Here is a 17,343-nt window from a genome sequence, read left to right on the forward strand (position 1 = left end):
ACATTCCGCTTAAAATATTATTAAATTATTCCGTGTTTACGGGTTCAGGTCAAAAACGTCCTATTTTTCTAAATCATCTATGTCTTTTTCCACCCTATCAAGCAAGTCTTCTACCAAATTAGGGAAGGCCTTAATAAGTCTTTTTTCACTCATTTTATCAAACTTATTGATGAGGTCAGCACGCATTTTAGCTCGTTTGGCTTCGATTTCTTTGACCCTAGGCCTATCAGCGATTTCTTCTCTCTTTTCTTTGATAGCCATGGTCCTGTCATAGACACGCTTGCCAATATCATCTGACACTTCTCTGATATCCTCGCTGGCTGCCTGAAGTTTCTTAAACTTCTTATTCAAACCAACAAGAGTTAAAATTGTCTGAGCAAGGTCTATGGCCAAAATCACAAGTAAAATTGCATTTGCATAAAAAATAAATTTTGGATTCAAGAAGGCAAAAAATCTTACAATCAAAGGGTGAACTGCCTCATAGAGAACAAAGCAAGCAAGACCCCAAAGGATTGAAAATTCAAGGCAAATATAACCACCGACATTAAATCTCATGTCAGAATAATCCCACCATTTTTTGTGGAAAATCTTCTCCAAAAGAAAACCACCGACAAGCTCAAGGGCTGTAGCAATAAAAACTGATCCAAAAAATAAGTATAATTTATTAGTTTTTGCTATGTCTGTCAAAAAATAAATCACACCCAAGGCCCCAAAACCATAAATCGGACAAAGCGGCCCATTAAGAAAGCCCCTATTTATAAAACGCCCAGTCTTAACAGCCTGGTAAGAAACCTCCATAATCCAACCGATAAAAGCATAAACAAAAAAATATCCAATATAAAACCTAATAAAATCATCTCCTTATATTTTTAAAATATTATACCAGTTTGCGAAAATTTAAACACAAAAAGTGCCCTTTCGGACACTTTTCTTAATTCTCCCCATGGTCGGTGATTGGTTCTTCGTTATTGTCTATGGCTTCTTGGACGGTTTCTTCTACCTTATCTTTGATTTCTTCGTTGTCTATGTGGGAGCTGTCTATTAGTTTGTTTAGTCTTTCTTGGTCTTTTTTGGTGAAATCTAGGTCGTCGTCGAGTTTTTTTCTCATGTAGTGTCTGATTCCCAGTCTTTTCATGGATTCTCGTCTGATTGCTGACCTTTCTTTGAAGTAGGCAAAGACCAATAGTGCCATCATGAATATTCCTATATAGCCGATTATCGGATAAAAAATCGAAACTAATTTCTTAAATCCTAGGAAGGATAGGACAAATCCCACGCCTGTGATTGACACAAGCATGATTTTAAATCGTCTTTCATCATCGTTTGAAAATCTCCTTGCTAGGGCGTAAAAAAGTGAAATCCCTGTATTAAAAATCATACCAAAGATGACTACTGCCATTAAGAATCCTAAAATCGGGCTGATATCTTCTATGACGTAAAGCATTGGAATATCAAGCTTATAGACTTCTTCCACCCTTATAAAGAGGGTGAGGGTGATTAATACTCCCATGACGCCGACTATGGCACCGCCTATTAGTCCGCCTCTACCGGCATTTTCTGTGCTTAATTCGTCTCCACCAAGGACAAGTCCCATGGAAACAGCAGTCATAAGGCACATTCCAAAATAATTTAGGACAGAAAATCCAACATTGTCAAAATTTGATGGGAGCTTACTTGCAAAGGCGTTTAAGCTTTCCCAATCTGGTTTATATTTAAAAATTGTATAGACTGAGCCGAGTAGCACAAAGCCTACGATAAAAGGAGTAAATGATCCTATCACTTGGCTTACCTTAGAAAAATCCATCATGCCAACGACAATTATTAAAAGGGCACAAAGAATCCTGCCAACGTTGACATTTACCCCAAAGGCCTGGTTTAAATTTGAACCTGCTCCGGCTAGCATAACAAAACCCACTACAAAGCAAGTAAATACCAAAGACAAGTCCATAAATTTCGCTATGAATTTATTGGTAATCTCGTCAAAAACGTCAGAATGGTCGGTTGCTAAGTAATGACTTCCCAAAATTAATAAAATCCCACCAATTAGCATATGTAGGATACCAACCATGCCAATACCAACAATCCCACTTATTCCTAGCGAAACAAAATATTGTAAAAGCTCTTGGCCCGAGGCGAGTCCTGCTCCTGTGAGGACTCCCACATAAGCAAGCATTATTTTAAATGTTTGTTTGTTCATAATTCCTCCATCTCGACATGATACTGGAATAAACTATTTTAGCAAATTTGCAGAAAAATAAGACCCTAGGAGGTCATCTTCTCTAGGGCCTTAATATTGGTGATTAAAATTTCTTCTCTGCCTATAATTTTTATAAGACCCATCTTTTCAAAGGAAGAAAGTTTCCTCGATAGGGTCTCCCTTACCACTCCCGAATAAGAACCAAGTTCTTCTCGACTAAGGTGGAAGGTTATAAGAACTCCGTCTTTTTTGACTATGCCAACATCTGCTGCCAAATCTAAGAGGAGTTTGGCGACTTTCATATCAGCATTTTGGGTTGATAGCCTATCTATAAGGTCTTCGCTCCTCCTTATCCTCCTAAAGGATTGGTTTAGGATTTTAATTAGGACTTGGTTATTTTTCTTTAATACATTATTAAAGTCGAGCTTAGAGATGATTAAAAGCTTGGACTTAGAAAGGGACTTGGCCTCATAGATATAGTTTTCATCTGTCAGAAGGTTGTGGGCACCAACAAAGTCATCCTCGCCATAAATATACAAAATTTGCTCCCTCCCATCAGAGAGATAGGTTGATATTTTTATAAAACCTTCAAGGATGATATACATAAAATCCGGCTTGTCACCAAAGGAAAATATTACATCACCTTTTTTATAAAGTAAGACCTGGGGTCTGTACCTAAACCTTGCTAATTCTTCATCTGTCAAGAAAGCCAAAAAGCTTTCTTCATCTTTTTTGTAGTTATACATATCTTGCTCCTACAAAGATTTTAACATATTATTAGCATAGATTTCAAAGTCTTTTGCTTGATTTTTATCCATGGCCTCCATATTTTCAATTCTATAAGTCTTACCCAAGTCAGCATACTTGCATACGCCCATCTTGTGGTAGGGAAGAATTTCTATCTTGTCTATATTTGCCTTTATGGGCCTAATAAATTTGACAAGTTCATCCATATCCTCTTTGGTATCTGTGACAAAGGGCATCATTACATGCCTTATCCATACCCTGGTGTCGGTTTTTTTGATAGATTCCATGAATTTTATAAGCTTGTCTTGGTGGTTTCTTGTTATTTCATAGAAAAAGTAGGGATCATAGTGCTTTATATCTAAAAGGATAAGGTCTGCCTCTTTTGCTATCTCGTCATAATATTTTTCATCACCCACTCCCGAAGTATCTACTGCGACATTGATGTCTTCCTTGTGAAGGGCCCTAATTGTTTCAAGAACAAAAGCCCCACTAGCTAGGGGCTCGCCACCTGAAAGGGTGACTCCGCCTCCATTTTTGTAGTAGGGTTTCATTCTGAGGGATCTTCTTACAATCTCACCTACACTAATATCTCTGCCATAGTCTAGGGACTGGGTATCAGGATTATGGCAAAATACACATCTCAGTGGGCAACCGGAAAGGAAGAACACAGTTCTAATTCCCGGTCCGTCTACTAGACCCATTGTTTCTATTGAATGTAATTTTGCCATAGGACCTCCTTATATTATTGGTGGTTGTGGAAGGTTCTTTCTAGAACTTCTCTCTTTTGTTCATCTGTAAGTCTGTTAAAGTGAACAGCGTAACCAGATACTCTGATTGTTAGGTTTGGATATTTGTCTGGGTTGTGGTAAGCATCTAATAATTTTTCTCTTTGAAGAACGTTGACATTCAAATGGAAGGCATCTTGGCCAAAATAACCGTCCATGATATTTACAAGGTTGTCAATTCTTACGTCTTCTTCCTTGCCGAGGGCATCTGGTACGATTGAGAAGGTGTTTGAAATACCGTCTTCGCAGACGCACTCATAAGGAAGTTTAGCTACAGAGTTTAGGCTGGCAAGGGCACCTGATTCATCCCTACCGTGCATTGGATTTGCACCTGGAGCAAATGGTTCTCCTGCTTTTCTACCATCTGGTGTTGTTCCTGTCTTCTTACCATACATTACATTTGATGTAATTGTAAGGGCAGATAGAGTTAATTTTGCATTTTTATAGGTTGCGTGTTTCTTTAGCTCATTGGAGAAATAAGTTAGGATATCAACAGCGATTTGATCTACCCTATCATCGTCGTTACCATATTTAGGGAAGTCACCTTCTGTTTCAAAGTCGATTGCTATGCCATTTTCATCCCTAACTGGTTTTACTTTTGCATATTTGATTGCTGATAGGGAGTCAGCTGCTATTGAAAGTCCTGCTACACCTGTTGCTAGATTTCTCTTTACATAGGTATCATGAAGGGCCATTTGACCTGCTTCGTAAGCATACTTATCGTGCATGAAGTGGATAACATCTAGGGTCTTCACATAAAGACCTGCTAGTTCTGATAAAACTTTTTTGTAGTTTGCTAGAACTTGGTCATAGTCAAGGTATTCTGTTGTGATTGGCTCAACATCATTAAATAACCTAATTAGGCTGCCGTCTTTGTTTTTCTTCTTTTCATCAACTCCACCATTTATTGAGTAAAGTAGTGATTTTGCTAGGTTAGCACGAGCGCCAAAGAATTGCATTTCCTTGCCAACTTCCATAGCAGATACACAACAAGCTATGGCATAGTCATCGCCGTACATATTTCTCATTAGGTCATCATTTTCGTATTGGATAGAATCGGTCATGATAGAAACCTTAGAACAGAACTTCTTCCAACCTTCAGGAAGTTTTTCAGCCCAGAGGATTGTCATGTTTGGTTCTGGAGCAGATCCTAGGTTAATGAGGGTATTTAGGTATCTGAAGGCTGTCTTTGTTACAAGAGTCCTACCATCTAGACCCATACCACCAATTGATTCTGTAACCCAAGTTGGGTCTCCACCGAAAACTTCATCATAGTCTGGAGTTCTTAGGTGACGAACAAGTCTTAGTTTTATAACAAGTTGGTCAATTATTTCTTGAGCGCCAACTTCATCAAGGATACCTCTATCCAAATCTCTCTTGATATAAATATCTAGGAAACCCGCATTTCTACCAATTGACATAGCTGCACCGTTGTTTTCCTTAACAGCTGCAAGATAGCCAAGGTATAAAAATTGGGCTGCTTCTCTCGCATTTGTAGCAGGTTTTGATATATCTATACCATACTTAGCTGCCATATTTTTAATCTTGCCAAGAGCTCTGATTTGCTCGCTAACTTCTTCCCTTAGTCTGATAGTTGCTTCTAAGTTGTTTTCATCAATTTCTATCTTATCTAGGTCTTTTTTCTTTTCTTCAACTAATCTATCAATACCATAAAGAGCAACTCTTCTGTAATCGCCGATTATCCTACCACGACCATAGGCGTCTGGCAAACCTGTTAAAAGACCAACGTGTCTGGCTGTTCTCATATCCTTGGTATAGGCATCAAAAACACCCTCGTTGTGAGTCTTTCTAAATTCTTTGAAATATTTTGCTTGAACAGGATCCATCTCTTGACCATAAGCCTCAAGGGATTGCTCAACCATCCTATAACCGCCATAAGGGTTTACAATTCTTTTAAGAACTTCATCAGTTTGAAGACCAACAATGACCTCGTTTTCCTTGTCTATATAGCCAGCATCAAAACCATCTATAGAAGAAAACCTACTTGTATCTGCGTTCCTGTAAGATTCTCTGATTTCTTTGTTAATCAAATCTTCTACAACAGCAAATAATTTTGTAGTCTTTTCGCTCTTACCAGCTAAAAAATCATCGCCACCTTCGTATGGGGTGTAATTTGCTTGGATAAAGTCACGAACATTAATCTCGTCTTTCCAAAGTTCACCCTTAAATCCGTCATATGCTTTAAGTTCCATTTTTGCCTCCTAATATATATTTTAAAAAACCTAAGTTTTTTACTATCTGCCCCTATTCTATACGGAAAAAGTTTGCTTGTCTGTGATTTGAATCACTTCAGCATAAAAAAAGACAAGCCCAATTGCTTGCCTTTAGTAAATAAATATAAATTTTATACTAAATAATGGTTATATCCACTAAGTTCTATTGTTTTTATAATTTTAAGCTTAACTACATTTGTAAAAACAACATCTTATAAATTATTTTTTCTTTTAATCACATATAATCCGATTATAATAGTTAGCCAATAAGCAAGCTCTCCTAAGAAAATAATTAATAAGGCTTCTCTTTGGTGGGGACTATTCATTTGTAAATCTTTAAAAAAAACTATAGCTAGAACAAAAACTAGCACTATGTTAATTCCAATAGCTCTCTTTATATTAATTCTCATTTTCTAACTCCTACTAACTACCGATTCCTTTGACAAAGTCGTTAATATATTCTGGTATTATAATACTAGAATGGTTTTTAAATCACAATATGTTTTCTCTACTAAAATAGATTTTCCTGACAAAAAAATTTTTCACTATATTATCGCTTGGGAAATCATTTGACATTTTTTCCTATTTTTAGTAATATTGGTATAGATTAGAGGCTAAGGGTTAAATCCATGAAGGACTTACCAAGAAGGTAAACCTAGCCAAATATCATTGTTTTATTGACATTCATGAAGGGTGTCTTGTTTTCGTACAAGAAAATAAGAGACCTTTTTTTATTGGAGGAATTATGAAAATTGATTTGGATAAGTATTGGCAAAATAGGGCCAAGACTTACGATGATGGTGTCCAAGAAGAAATCGATCACGGTCACAAAAAGGACTGGCAAAATCTTTTCTCTTCCTACCTTCCAAGGGATTTGACTGGTAAAAGGGTTTTAGACCTCGGATGTGGACCAGGATTATTTTCCCTAATAATGGCAGAAAATAAAGCCAAGGTCACAGCCTTTGACAAGTCAGAAAAAATGCTTGAAATGGCTAAGAAAAATTTAAAAGATTTCAAAGACCAGGTTGTTTTTGTAGAGGGCGATTGTGAGGAAGATATTTTTGAAAAAGAGTCTTTTGATTATATTTTATCTAGAAACCTCACTTGGATGCTATCTTTCCCGTCTACAACCTACATGAAGTGGAAGTCTTACCTCAAAAAGGGCGGCAAGCTTATTATTGTAGATGCGGCTTGGTATTCCTATGTTTGGTGTGAATCTTATGCCAAACTTGCCGAAAAAAACTTAATGGAAGGCATAGATGCAGGCTACGATATGAGAGTGTCTTTTGATGAGGCAGACCTTTGCGAAAGTCTTGCCAAGGATTTGCCCATGACCTATGTAAAAAGGCCAGATTTTGACCTAGCCGTTTTAAAGAAGCTTGGCTTTGATAAGATAGAAATCAAGGAAAATATCGACCCCCTTGTCTATGATGAATCCTTTCAAATAGCCTACAAGTCTACTCCTTCCTTCATGATTGTATGTACGAAAGAAGATGATTGATTGTATTTTATAAAAAAAATCAGTCAGGCTGTCTTTGTTCTCTTTGCTATATCATTTCTAGCCTTTATGGCAAGTTTTTTGGCAGAAGGTGATCCAGTTGAAATGTATTACATAGCAAGACACAAGCCTGTCCCTAGTGAAGAGGTCTTAGAAAAAGCAAGAGAAGAAAAGGGGTTAAATGAGCCACTTATTATCCAATATAAAGATTGGCTTGTGAAGTTTGTATCTGGTGACATGGGGACTTCCTATATGGATGACAGACCAGTTGCCGATAAGATAAAAAATGCCTTGCCAGCAAGTCTTTACCTAGCTATACCGGCATTTTTGATCACCTTTATTTTTGCCATCACGGCTGCCCTGACCTGTATATATTTTAAAGACTCGCTCTTGGATAAAATCCTTGACTCCATTAGCTTTATCCTAGCTTCTATCCCTAGTTTTGTTTATGGGGTTATCCTATTAATCTTATTTGCTGTTAGGCTAAAGTGGTTTCCAGTAATATCAAGAGGTCATGATGACGGTTGGGTCTTACCTGCCCTATCCCTTGCCCTACCTATGATTGGCAAGTACACCAGGCAAATCCGTTCCGCCATGGTTGAAGAATACAAAAATCAGTATGTTTTAAGCTTTGAGGCTAGGGGTTTTAAGAAAAAATTCATTATATTTAACTGCGTTTTTAAAAATTGCGCTGGTTTGGTTTTAAACCTCATGGCCATGTCCTTTGCCTACTTGTGTGGCGGGGTAACTATAGTAGAACACCTTTTTGTATGGCCCGGTCTTGGTTCTTTGATTATGGATTCAATCCTCTTTAGGGACTACCCAACCATCCAAGCCTTTGTCTTTCTAAGTGCCTTTATTTATTTCTTGTTAAATATGCTGGCAGATATCTTGTATAAACTTGTAGATAGGAGGGTTGATTTAGGATGAAGTTAGAAAATTTAGTGGTAAAAAAATCTACCATCAAAGAAAGAAAGAAATCTAAAACTCTCTATATTTTAGGTTTTTCGATAATTTTATTAGCCCTTCTTGCCTTGTTTGCAGACAAACTCGCACCAAATTTACCAAACGAAACTATGCCAAAGATTTCCCTTAGCCCACCGAGCAAGGAATATCCTTTTGGAACAGATGCTTATGGTAGATGTGTTTTGTCTAGAGTCCTTGTCGGCTTTAAAACAAGTCTTTTACCAGCCATCATCTTAGTTGGCCTTTCAAGTCTTATAGGTAGTAGCCTCGGTCTTTTTGCCGGCTACTATGGTGGTTTTTTAGACGTAGTTCTTATGAGAATTACAGATATTTTTATGGCATTTCCCTCCCTCTTGCTTGCAATTTTCATTGCCGGCGCCATGGGAGGTGGAATAAAAAATGCGTCCTTGGCTCTCCTTTGTCTGGGTTGGACCAACTACGCACGTATAGTAAGGTCTTTCGTCATGGTTAATAAGGAAAAACTTTACGTCATAGCATCCAAAATTTCTGGTGAAAGTGATTTGAGAATCATATTTTTCCATATCTTGCCAAATATGATGGATGTCTTGATAGTAACCATGTCCCTTCAAATAGCGACCATGATGGTATCCCTTGCTGGCCTATCATTTTTAGGTCTGGGCTCTGCCCTCCCCCAAGCAGAATGGGGATCAATGATTTCAGAAAATATTAGATACATCCAAACCGCCCCTTGGACAGTTTTGTTTCCAAGCTTGTTTTTAGTTTTCTGTTCTGCATTTTTTAATTTTTTGGGCGACAAATACAAAAAAGAATTTTCAAAATAATAGGAGGAAGATATGAAAATTTTTAAAAAATTTGGTTTGACATCACTCTTAGCGCTAGCAGTTCTTTTGAGCGCTTGCTCTTCTAACAAACCTGCTGAAGAAACTAAGGAAGCTAAGAATGGCACAGAAACTACAGAAACTGCCGAAAAGAAAGATTCCGGCGAGGAAAAAGTACTCAAAATTGGATCTTCATATGTTTATGCTTCTTGTGACCCTCACAAGGATTGGAACGGTTGGGAACTTGTAAAACTCGGCGTTGGTGAAACACTTTTTGACCTAGCCGATGATTATAGCCTAAGAGGTAAACTTGTAGAAGATTTCAAAAATATAGACCCAACCACTTGGGAATTTACCCTCAAAGATGGTCTTAAATTCTCAAATGGAAAGGATGTCACAGGTGAAGCTGTTATTAAGAGTCTTCAAAGAACAATCGCCGAAAATCCAGAAGCTGCCAGCCTAAAGGAAGCAGAATTTACAGCTGATGGAAATAAGATTACTATGAAGACTAAAGAAGCAAATGGCAAGGCTCTTAACTCCCTAGTTGACCCTCACTTTGTAATCTGTGATGTTGATGATACAAAAGACTTCGATGCCAGCCCAATTTGTACTGGCCCTTATCAAATATCTGAATTTAAACCAGAAAACGAAATTACCCTTGTAAAAAACGAAAATTATTGGAATGGCACTCCAAAACTAGACAAGATTGTAAACAAACTTGTTAGCGAATCTACAACCCTAGGTCTTGCTCTTGAATCAAAAGAAATAGACATTGCTCAAGTAGATACAGAAACAGCTGATAAACTTGAAAAAGACCCAGCATACACAGTTTCTAGAACCCCAAGTTCTAGAGTTTACATGATGTATGTAAAAGACAGCGCAGTTTCAAATCCAGAAGTAAGAGAAGGTCTATTTAAGGCTATCGACAGAGAAGAAATTGCCAAAGACCTACTTAAAGATGGTATAGACGTTGTTTACAGTCCATTTGCTCCAAGTCTTCCATTTGCTTTACAAAAAGAAGATGTAGATACTTTTGATTTTGAAAAATCTAAGGAATTAGTTGACAAAACTAAACCAGATTCAGAAAAATCTTACACAATGAAATTCTACGAAAGATTAAATATTCCAAAAATTGCTACCCAACTCCAATCTCAATTTACCAAGGCAGGTTGGAAGGTAGAAGCTGTTCAAGATGAAAACTCAAAATACGTTAATAGCGGCGATTACGATCTTGGTATGTACGGCGTTGTAACACTTAGAGTCGGTGACCCATACGAATACCTAAATTCTGTATTTGGTAGTGAGGGACCTGCTAACTACAACGGCTACAAGAATGAAAAAGTAGATGAGCTTTTAAAGCAAATGAAGGCTGAATTTGACGAAGCAAAGAGGGATGAACTTTCAAAAGAAATCCTAAAAACAGCCCTAGCTGATAGAATGCACTACTTTATCGGAAATGTAAAGGTAGATATAGCTGCCCAATCCTATGTTAAAAACTTTGAAGTAAGCCCATTTGAGTACAGAATCGTAAATGTAGATACTGACATAGAAAAATGAAATTGCTCGAAGTAAATAACCTATGTGTAGCCTACGGGGATAAGGAAGTTGTTCACGACCTTTCCTTTTACCTAGAAGAGGGAGAAATCTTGGGCCTGGTTGGAGAATCAGGCTCAGGTAAGTCTAGCCTTTTAAAGGCCATCTGGGGTCATAGGGAGCCTGGCTTTAATGTAAAGGGTGAGATTAAAAACTCAAAAGATTATGGGATTATATTTCAAAATCCCTATTCTTCCTTTAATCCGACAAGCAAAATAAAAAAACATTTTTACTTTGATGCTAAGAGCAAAGTAAAAATGAATAAGGCAGAAATTTACCAAAGAGCCAAAGAAGTCTTAATGCCCCTAGCCTTTAAAGATGTTGACGAGGTCCTAAATTCATATCCCTACGAAATGAGTGGTGGGATGCTACAAAGGATATCAATTGGTCTGGCATGTTTTTTAAAACCAGGTTTTGTAATCGCAGATGAACCAACATCAGCCCTTGATACCCATTCAAAAAAACACGTCCTTGAAGAGGTTGTAAAACTTAAAAATGAAGGCGTATCTACCCTCGTCGTAAGCCACGATATGGGGGTAATAGATAAGGTAGCTGATAGGGTCATGGTTCTTTTTCACGGCAAGCTAATTGAGGCTGGCCCTAAAAAAACCATTATGGAACAGCCTATTCATCCTTTTACTAGGTCTCTAATAAAGGCTGTTCCAAAGATTGGCCAAAATCTAGCATCTAGGATATCTTACGAGGACTTTGACTATGGCGATTTGGAAAAATATTTAGAAAATCCGGACAAAGACCACTATGTTGCTCCCCTAAGGATTGTTTATGAATGAGATAATAAAATGTGAAAATATTTACCAAAGTTATGGTAATAAAGAAGTTTTAAAGGATATAAACTTTTCAATAATGCCTAATCAAATCCTTGGTTTATTAGGAGAATCGGGTTCTGGTAAGTCTACCATAGCCAAGGTGATAACAGGCATTATTAGTCCCAATAAAGGCAAACTCAGCCTTTATGATAAGTCCCTTTACCCAAAGAAAAGTTTAAGTAGAAAAGAATTATATAAAAATATTCAAATGATATACCAGGATTCAACCAATTCTTTTGATCCTAAAATATCAATTGGTGCAAGCATTGACAGGGCTCAGAAAAATCTCCTCGGCATAAATATGGACGAAGCTAAGGAAAATACATTGAAAATGCTAAAAAGAGTTGGGCTAGATTCAAAAATGGCTTATAATTCTAGACCAACAGACCTTAGCGGTGGTGAATGCCAAAGAGCATCAATAGCCAGAGCCCTTACTGTAAAACCAAGGCTATTGATTTGTGATGAAGCTACATCGAGTCTAGATACCAGCGTGGCCTCAAACATCGTTAATTTGCTCCTAGACGTTAAAAAAGATTTTGCTATGTCTATCCTATTCATCAGTCACAATTGTGCTCTTACAGCTCAATTTTGCGACCATATCCTAGTCATAAAAGACGGGGAGATTATAGAAAGGCTTAGTACACAAAATATCCAAGAGCAAATAAGCCACCCCTACACAAAACTCTTATTTGAGTTACAATAATTCTTACCCTATAAAAAATGACTCCTGACAGGTTTTCCAAGTCGAGGAGTCATTTTTTTTAATTAATCTTTGATATTTTTATCTATCAGAAGAAAATAATTTGTTGTAATAGCCTTTAGACACTGGTCTATAAAAAGAGCAATTATTGGTCCAAGATAGCCAACAATACCAATCAGACCGAAAGTTACAAAAGGACGGATGAGGCTTGTTGTTATGAAATACAAAAGAGCAACAATCTTGGCCCTGCCGATGGCCCTAAGGCTTGAAGATCCAATCATGGCCTGGCCTTCAGGAAAGGAAACCAGGGCTGTAAAGGGAATTAAAAGCATGGTTAGGCCAAAGACATCCGGGTCCTTGGTGTAAATCCCAACAAGTTTTGCTCCAAAAAAGTAAAATCCTATGGCAACTAGGCTTGAAAGGGCAAAATTTACCCAGCTTGCAAATTTAAACAAGGACCTAAAGTCACGAGCTTTCTTCCTAGCAAAAAGTTCGCTAGAAAGTGTCATAGAGGCCTTAGACATGCCTTGGGCGAAGGCCCAGTACATATCGCCAATGTTCATGCCGATTGAATGGGCTGCAAATTGGGCAGTGCCAAGAGAGGCCGCAAACTTAGCGTAGAGGAACATTCCCAGCCTTTCAGATATTTGCTCTAAAAATATCCCGTTAAATTCCTTCTTAAATTTCTCAAATAGACTTATTGAAGGGAATAATTTCAAATCCCTAAAGACCAAATATCCCTTGACCAATAAGAAAATTATAGTTAAGGAAAAATTTATTAGGCTCGATACCAAGCCACCAATTCCTAGACCAACAATCCCCATAGGCTCTCCGATAAAAATCCCATGAATTAGGCAATAACAAAGGCAAATATTTACCAATGAGGAAAAAATATTTGATATTAGGATAAAACTTCCATGTCCTTTTGATATCAAAACCGACTGAGCAATAGTTGTATAGGAGTAAAAGAGGATAAAAACTATATTCCATCTTCCGTAGCTTATTGCCAAGTCCAAGTAATCACTCGCTGCTCCCGCAAAAATTAGGATTGGATTCAAAAATACCATCATTAAAAAAAGGATTAGGCTTATAAAGATAAAGGAAGGCAAAATAAATCCAGGAAAAATTTCCTCATCCTTGTCTATTTCTTTGGAAATCATAATCGACAAAGTATAGGAAATACTCCTCGCAAAGGCATAAACTATCATGCGTGGCTGAGAAATAATGGCAACAGCAGCTATGACTTCCTTGCCAAGGGAAGCGACCAGGATTTGGTTGACCGCATTTATTAAGATTAGGAAAAATGATTCAAGACCAAGGGGAATTCCCAGAGTCAGGTAGGACTTACGATATTTTTCCATAAGCAATCAAGTGGTCACCCTCACAAACTCCAAGACCAATATTTTGGTAGAGGATAAGTCCATCGTAGGAAGCTTCAAATTTTTCTATCATATCTCCCCTAAGGTCTTTTAAGACCCCAAGGACTTCGCCTTTATCAAAAAATTCTCCCGCCTTAAATTTTGGGTACCAAACTCCCCTACTAGGAGATGAAAGATAAACCGGATCTTTTATCATTTTTGGCTTGCCATTTTTGACATCAAAACTTATCATGCCAAGAGCCTTCATAGTTTGAAAAATATTTAAGATGACAAGGTCTGCTTCCTCATCAGTCCAAAGTCCCATCCCTCCCCTTTCCAAAAGAAGGCTTGGAATGCCAAGGCTATTGGCATAGGAATAAAGCCCATTTTTAGCCTGGGATGGGACAAGATAAGTGGTTGATAGATTAGTCATTACCTTATCAATCATATTTTTTTGTCCGTCCTCGGCATAGGCAGGGAAAAATACTAGAGGCTCCAGCTCTTCATTTATATCTCCCCCATGGATATCTAAGAGAAAATCAGCTTGTGGATATAATTTTTCTTGAACCTCTTTGGCAATAAGGTGTGCCTTAGTAGAACCATTTGCCGGAAAAATCCTATTTAGATTTAGGCCATCTTCAGCTACAACCTGCTTGAGACCACCATAAAAACCTGACTCATTTAAAACAGGAATAATAAGTAGCCTACCATTAAAATCAAGGTCCTCATTTTTAATTTTCTCAACAAAGGTCATCAAGGCCCTAGGTCCAACATATTCGGCCCCGTGGACTCCAGAAATAATAACCAAACAAGGCCCTTGCTCTTTGCCCTTAACCTCATATGCCAAGACTGGATCAAAGCCCTCAATTTCAAGACCAAATTCTCTAACCATGCTTTCTCCTCTTCTAATACTTATATTAATATTATACTATAAATAATAACGATTATCAGTTAATAAAAAACTTTCAAAATCACATATTCCGTAACATTAGTTACAGAAAATATATTTTCCCTGTCCTATAATAGAATTATCAGATAAAAAATTATGAAAAGAGGTAGATAAATGTTTTGTTATCAATGTCAAGAAACAGCAGGAAATAAAGGATGCACAAAGGTCGGTGTTTGTGGCAAAAATGAAGATGTAGCAAACCTCCAAGACCTTTTAACCTACACAACCAAGGGACTAGCAGGCTTAGTTGTAAAAAAGGGCAAGGCTTGTGAGAAAGTTTATGATAGGATTTCCAATAATCTATTCATGACAATAACTAACGCTAATTTTGATGAAGTGGCAATCTTAAATGCCATCAAGAAAACCATGGCCTTTAAGGAAAAAATCATGGGCAAGATTGGTACGGAAGGTCTTTCTGAAATAGAATCCTACTTATCATACGATGATGAAGAATTAATTCGCAAGGCTGTTGAAGTTGGTGTTTTAAATATAATTAATGAGGACGAAAGAAGCCTTGTAGAGCTTATAACCTACGGTCTAAAAGGAATGGCAGCCTATAACCACCACGCAAATGTGCTTGGCTATAGGGACGAAGAAGTAGATTTCTTTATAGCAAAAGCCCTTGCAAAAACCACCCAAAATGACAAGGAAATTGGCGATTTGATCGACCTTGTAATGGAAACTGGCAAGCATGGAGTTAAGGCTATGGCACTTTTAGATGAGGCCAACACCGAAACTTACGGCAATCCAGAAATCACAGAAGTAGATTTTTCTGCAGGTAAAAATCCTGGAATCCTAATTTCAGGCCACGACCTTCATGATATGAAAATGCTCCTTGACCAAACCCAAGGCACAGGAGTTGACGTCTACACCCACTCAGAGATGCTACCTGCAAATTATTACCCAGCCTTCAAAAAATACGACAATTTTCACGGAAACTACGGCAATGCTTGGTGGAAGCAAAACGAAGAGTTTGAAAAATTTAATGGTCCAATCCTAATGACAACCAACTGTATCGTCCCACCAAAGAAGGATTCTACCTACCTAGGAAGGATGTTTACAACATCTAACGCAGGTTTTCCTGGAGCAAGCCACATAGAAGCAGACGATGACGGCTACAAAGATTTCTCAGCCATAATTGAAATGGCAAAGAAATGCCAAGCGCCAGAAAATATCGAAGACATCAAAGTTGTAGGTGGTTTTGCCCACAACCAAGTATTAGCCTTAGCAGATAAGGTTATTGAAGAAGTAAAAGCAGGAAATATCAGAAAATTTGTAGTAATGGCAGGCTGTGACGGAAGAAGCACTAAGAGATCATATTACACAGATTTTGCAAAATCTTTACCAGAAGATACTGTAATTCTAACAGTAGGCTGTGCAAAATATCGCTACAACAAGTTGGGTCTAGGCGACATCAACGGAATTCCTAGAGTCCTTGACGCAGGCCAATGCAACGATTCTTATTCACTTGTTCAAATTGCGCTCGCCCTAAAGGATGCCTTTGGCCTTGACGATGTAAATGACCTACCAATTAAATACAACATAGCCTGGTATGAACAAAAGGCAGTAATAGTTCTCCTAGCCCTCCTATCGCTGGGAGTGAAAAATATCCACCTAGGCCCAAGTCTTCCTGCCTTTTTAAGCCCAACTGTCGTTGACTTTTTAGTAGAAAACTTCAACATCTCCCCAAATACAACAGTAGAAGAAGATTTAGAAAAAATGATAGGCTAGATAATTCACAATCTAATAAATTTAATAAATAATCCTACTGCATGTGTCATTCTGACGAGCAAAGCGAGGAAGAATCTCATGAATCTAGGATTTACTATTTAATATTTATAATCGTCGGTACAAGCGTGCCGGCTTTTTTCTCTACAAATAAAGTATAATATCAAAAAGGAGGAATTATGGACCTAAGAGAAATAAAAATTTTCAAAAATCTAAGTAACGAAGACCTTGAGATAATCAAGTCGAAAACCGCATTTATAGAAAAATCCTATGCTAAGGGAGAATATATTTTTAGGATTAATGATAGGTCTAATGACTTATTTTATTTAATAGAAGGCGGCCTTAATGTCTATCAAATCGACTCCAATGGCAAGAGATTTATCTTTCAAAACTTCAATAAACCAACACTTTTTGGCGAAGTATATTCCTACTTGGGAGAAGACTTTGACTTTGACTGCGAATGTGCTGTCGATTCTAAGATTCTTATCATAAAAAACTTTAGAAAAATATTTGAAAACCCATGCCCAGAAGATTTCCTAAGATCTTATATAAATTTCTTATCCTACAAGTGCCTGGCCCTATCAAAGAAAAACCAAATCACATCCCAAGCAAGCCTAAGACAAAAAATCGGTAAATTCCTAATAGAAAACGAAAAAGAAGGCAAGGTGACTCTCTCAATGAAAAGAGAAGACCTAGCCGACTACCTCTCCACCACCAGGCCCAGCCTATCAAGAGAACTATCAAAAATGACAGATGAAGGAATAATAAAAGCCGGTGGAGATTATATTGAGATTTTGGATAGGGATGGGATCCAGTTTTAGTTTTAGGTGATAGTTATAATTTGAAATTACAGCAAATGTATGACTATGTTTTGCTTTTAAGTATGCGTAGGAGGCAAAAGCAAAATTAATTACTAAATTTTGTAAAGAACGTAATCTTTTTCATCCAGTTGCTCCTACTC

Annotated in this window: 16 protein-coding genes; 8 read left to right on the plus strand and 8 right to left on the minus strand. The window is 37.5% G+C overall.

Annotated elements, in window-relative coordinates:
• Nucleotides 1-60: 60 nt before the first annotated feature.
• The 6 genes from RQ893_RS03895 to RQ893_RS03920 all read right to left on the minus strand — a co-directional run bounded on the left by RQ893_RS03895 (nt 61) and on the right by RQ893_RS03920 (nt 6,373).
• Nucleotides 61-849, minus strand: a complete 789-nt coding sequence (locus RQ893_RS03895; RefSeq protein ID WP_311481754.1) for a putative ABC transporter permease — start codon at nt 847-849, stop codon at nt 61-63.
• An 82-nt stretch (nt 850-931) separates the two neighbouring features.
• Nucleotides 932-2,197: a hypothetical protein gene (locus tag RQ893_RS03900; protein WP_311481739.1), complete on the minus strand. Its 1,266-nt coding sequence runs from the start codon at nt 2,195-2,197 to the stop codon at nt 932-934.
• Between the two features lie 65 nt (nt 2,198-2,262).
• Nucleotides 2,263-2,943, minus strand: coding sequence for a Crp/Fnr family transcriptional regulator (locus RQ893_RS03905; protein WP_311481740.1), 681 nt, complete (start codon nt 2,941-2,943; stop codon nt 2,263-2,265).
• 9 nt (nt 2,944-2,952) lie between these two features.
• On the minus strand, nt 2,953-3,672 hold the full coding sequence (gene pflA / locus RQ893_RS03910) for a pyruvate formate-lyase-activating protein (protein WP_311481741.1): 720 nt from the start codon (nt 3,670-3,672) through the stop codon (nt 2,953-2,955).
• A 14-nt stretch (nt 3,673-3,686) separates the two neighbouring features.
• Nucleotides 3,687-5,942, minus strand: a complete 2,256-nt coding sequence (pflB, locus tag RQ893_RS03915) for a formate C-acetyltransferase (RefSeq protein WP_311481742.1) — start codon at nt 5,940-5,942, stop codon at nt 3,687-3,689.
• Nucleotides 5,943-6,175: 233 nt separating this feature from the next.
• Nucleotides 6,176-6,373 (minus strand): hypothetical protein, encoded by a 198-nt coding sequence (locus RQ893_RS03920; RefSeq protein WP_311481743.1) that lies wholly within the window; start codon nt 6,371-6,373, stop codon nt 6,176-6,178.
• Between the two features lie 335 nt (nt 6,374-6,708).
• Here RQ893_RS03920 and RQ893_RS03925 point away from each other — a divergent pair, with 335 nt between their 5' ends.
• The 6 genes from RQ893_RS03925 to RQ893_RS03950 are packed head-to-tail and all read left to right on the plus strand — an operon-like array spanning nt 6,709 to nt 12,350.
• Entirely contained in the window at nt 6,709-7,464 is a 756-nt protein-coding gene (locus tag RQ893_RS03925; RefSeq protein WP_311481744.1) for a class I SAM-dependent methyltransferase, read from the plus strand.
• Nucleotides 7,465-8,391 (plus strand): ABC transporter permease, encoded by a 927-nt coding sequence (locus RQ893_RS03930; protein WP_311481745.1) that lies wholly within the window; start codon nt 7,465-7,467, stop codon nt 8,389-8,391. It abuts the gene before it with no gap.
• Nucleotides 8,388-9,230 carry an ABC transporter permease gene (locus tag RQ893_RS03935; RefSeq protein WP_311481746.1) on the plus strand — a complete coding sequence of 281 codons (843 nt, stop codon included), beginning with the start codon at nt 8,388-8,390 and terminating at the stop codon, nt 9,228-9,230. The genes RQ893_RS03930 and RQ893_RS03935 overlap by 4 nt, the downstream gene beginning before the upstream one ends.
• Before the next feature lie 12 nt (nt 9,231-9,242).
• The gene (locus RQ893_RS03940) at nt 9,243-10,784 is read left to right on the plus strand and encodes an ABC transporter substrate-binding protein (RefSeq protein ID WP_311481747.1); all 1,542 of its coding nucleotides are present in this window, start codon (nt 9,243-9,245) and stop codon (nt 10,782-10,784) included.
• A complete protein-coding gene (locus RQ893_RS03945; protein ID WP_311481748.1) occupies nt 10,781-11,611 on the plus strand; it encodes an ABC transporter ATP-binding protein in 831 nt (276 codons plus the stop codon). The genes RQ893_RS03940 and RQ893_RS03945 overlap by 4 nt, the downstream gene beginning before the upstream one ends.
• A complete protein-coding gene (locus RQ893_RS03950) occupies nt 11,604-12,350 on the plus strand; it encodes a dipeptide/oligopeptide/nickel ABC transporter ATP-binding protein (RefSeq protein ID WP_311481749.1) in 747 nt (248 codons plus the stop codon). Before RQ893_RS03945 ends, RQ893_RS03950 begins: the two co-directional genes overlap by 8 nt.
• Before the next feature lie 62 nt (nt 12,351-12,412).
• Here the strand turns inward: RQ893_RS03950 and RQ893_RS03955 are convergent, their stop codons facing one another.
• Together RQ893_RS03955 and RQ893_RS03960 are read right to left on the minus strand one after the other, a co-directional pair.
• Nucleotides 12,413-13,708, minus strand: a complete 1,296-nt coding sequence (locus tag RQ893_RS03955) for an MATE family efflux transporter (RefSeq protein WP_311481750.1) — start codon at nt 13,706-13,708, stop codon at nt 12,413-12,415.
• Nucleotides 13,692-14,597 carry a succinylglutamate desuccinylase/aspartoacylase family protein gene (locus RQ893_RS03960; protein ID WP_311481751.1) on the minus strand — a complete coding sequence of 302 codons (906 nt, stop codon included), beginning with the start codon at nt 14,595-14,597 and terminating at the stop codon, nt 13,692-13,694. The genes RQ893_RS03955 and RQ893_RS03960 overlap by 17 nt, the downstream gene beginning before the upstream one ends.
• Nucleotides 14,598-14,768: 171 nt before the next feature.
• Between RQ893_RS03960 and hcp the strand changes: the two genes are divergently transcribed.
• Complete coding sequence (gene hcp / locus RQ893_RS03965; protein ID WP_311481752.1) at nt 14,769-16,385, plus strand: hydroxylamine reductase; 1,617 nt, start codon at nt 14,769-14,771, stop codon at nt 16,383-16,385.
• 176 nt (nt 16,386-16,561) lie between these two features.
• Entirely contained in the window at nt 16,562-17,203 is a 642-nt protein-coding gene (locus RQ893_RS03970; RefSeq protein ID WP_311481753.1) for a Crp/Fnr family transcriptional regulator, read from the plus strand.
• Nucleotides 17,204-17,343 lie beyond the last annotated feature (140 nt).

This window comes from uncultured Anaerococcus sp., from assembly GCF_963510915.1.
Classification (GTDB): Bacteria; Bacillota; Clostridia; order Tissierellales; family Peptoniphilaceae; genus Anaerococcus.

What these genes read in the sequence shown, in the direction of transcription:
- RQ893_RS03955 (WP_311481750.1), bottom strand. Translation starts at nt 13,708, where the DNA reads ATGGAAAAATATCGTAAGTCCTACCTGACTCTGGGAATTCCCCTTGGT.
- RQ893_RS03900 (WP_311481739.1), bottom strand. Translation starts at nt 2,197, where the DNA reads ATGAACAAACAAACATTTAAAATAATGCTTGCTTATGTGGGAGTCCTC.
- RQ893_RS03905 (WP_311481740.1), bottom strand. Translation starts at nt 2,943, where the DNA reads ATGTATAACTACAAAAAAGATGAAGAAAGCTTTTTGGCTTTCTTGACA.
- hcp (WP_311481752.1), top strand. Translation starts at nt 14,769, where the DNA reads ATGTTTTGTTATCAATGTCAAGAAACAGCAGGAAATAAAGGATGCACA.
- RQ893_RS03950 (WP_311481749.1), top strand. Translation starts at nt 11,604, where the DNA reads ATGAATGAGATAATAAAATGTGAAAATATTTACCAAAGTTATGGTAAT.
- pflB (WP_311481742.1), bottom strand. Translation starts at nt 5,942, where the DNA reads ATGGAACTTAAAGCATATGACGGATTTAAGGGTGAACTTTGGAAAGAC.
- RQ893_RS03935 (WP_311481746.1), top strand. Translation starts at nt 8,388, where the DNA reads ATGAAGTTAGAAAATTTAGTGGTAAAAAAATCTACCATCAAAGAAAGA.
- RQ893_RS03945 (WP_311481748.1), top strand. Translation starts at nt 10,781, where the DNA reads ATGAAATTGCTCGAAGTAAATAACCTATGTGTAGCCTACGGGGATAAG.
- RQ893_RS03920 (WP_311481743.1), bottom strand. Translation starts at nt 6,373, where the DNA reads ATGAGAATTAATATAAAGAGAGCTATTGGAATTAACATAGTGCTAGTT.
- RQ893_RS03960 (WP_311481751.1), bottom strand. Translation starts at nt 14,597, where the DNA reads ATGGTTAGAGAATTTGGTCTTGAAATTGAGGGCTTTGATCCAGTCTTG.
- RQ893_RS03925 (WP_311481744.1), top strand. Translation starts at nt 6,709, where the DNA reads ATGAAAATTGATTTGGATAAGTATTGGCAAAATAGGGCCAAGACTTAC.
- pflA (WP_311481741.1), bottom strand. Translation starts at nt 3,672, where the DNA reads ATGGCAAAATTACATTCAATAGAAACAATGGGTCTAGTAGACGGACCG.
- RQ893_RS03970 (WP_311481753.1), top strand. Translation starts at nt 16,562, where the DNA reads ATGGACCTAAGAGAAATAAAAATTTTCAAAAATCTAAGTAACGAAGAC.
- RQ893_RS03940 (WP_311481747.1), top strand. Translation starts at nt 9,243, where the DNA reads ATGAAAATTTTTAAAAAATTTGGTTTGACATCACTCTTAGCGCTAGCA.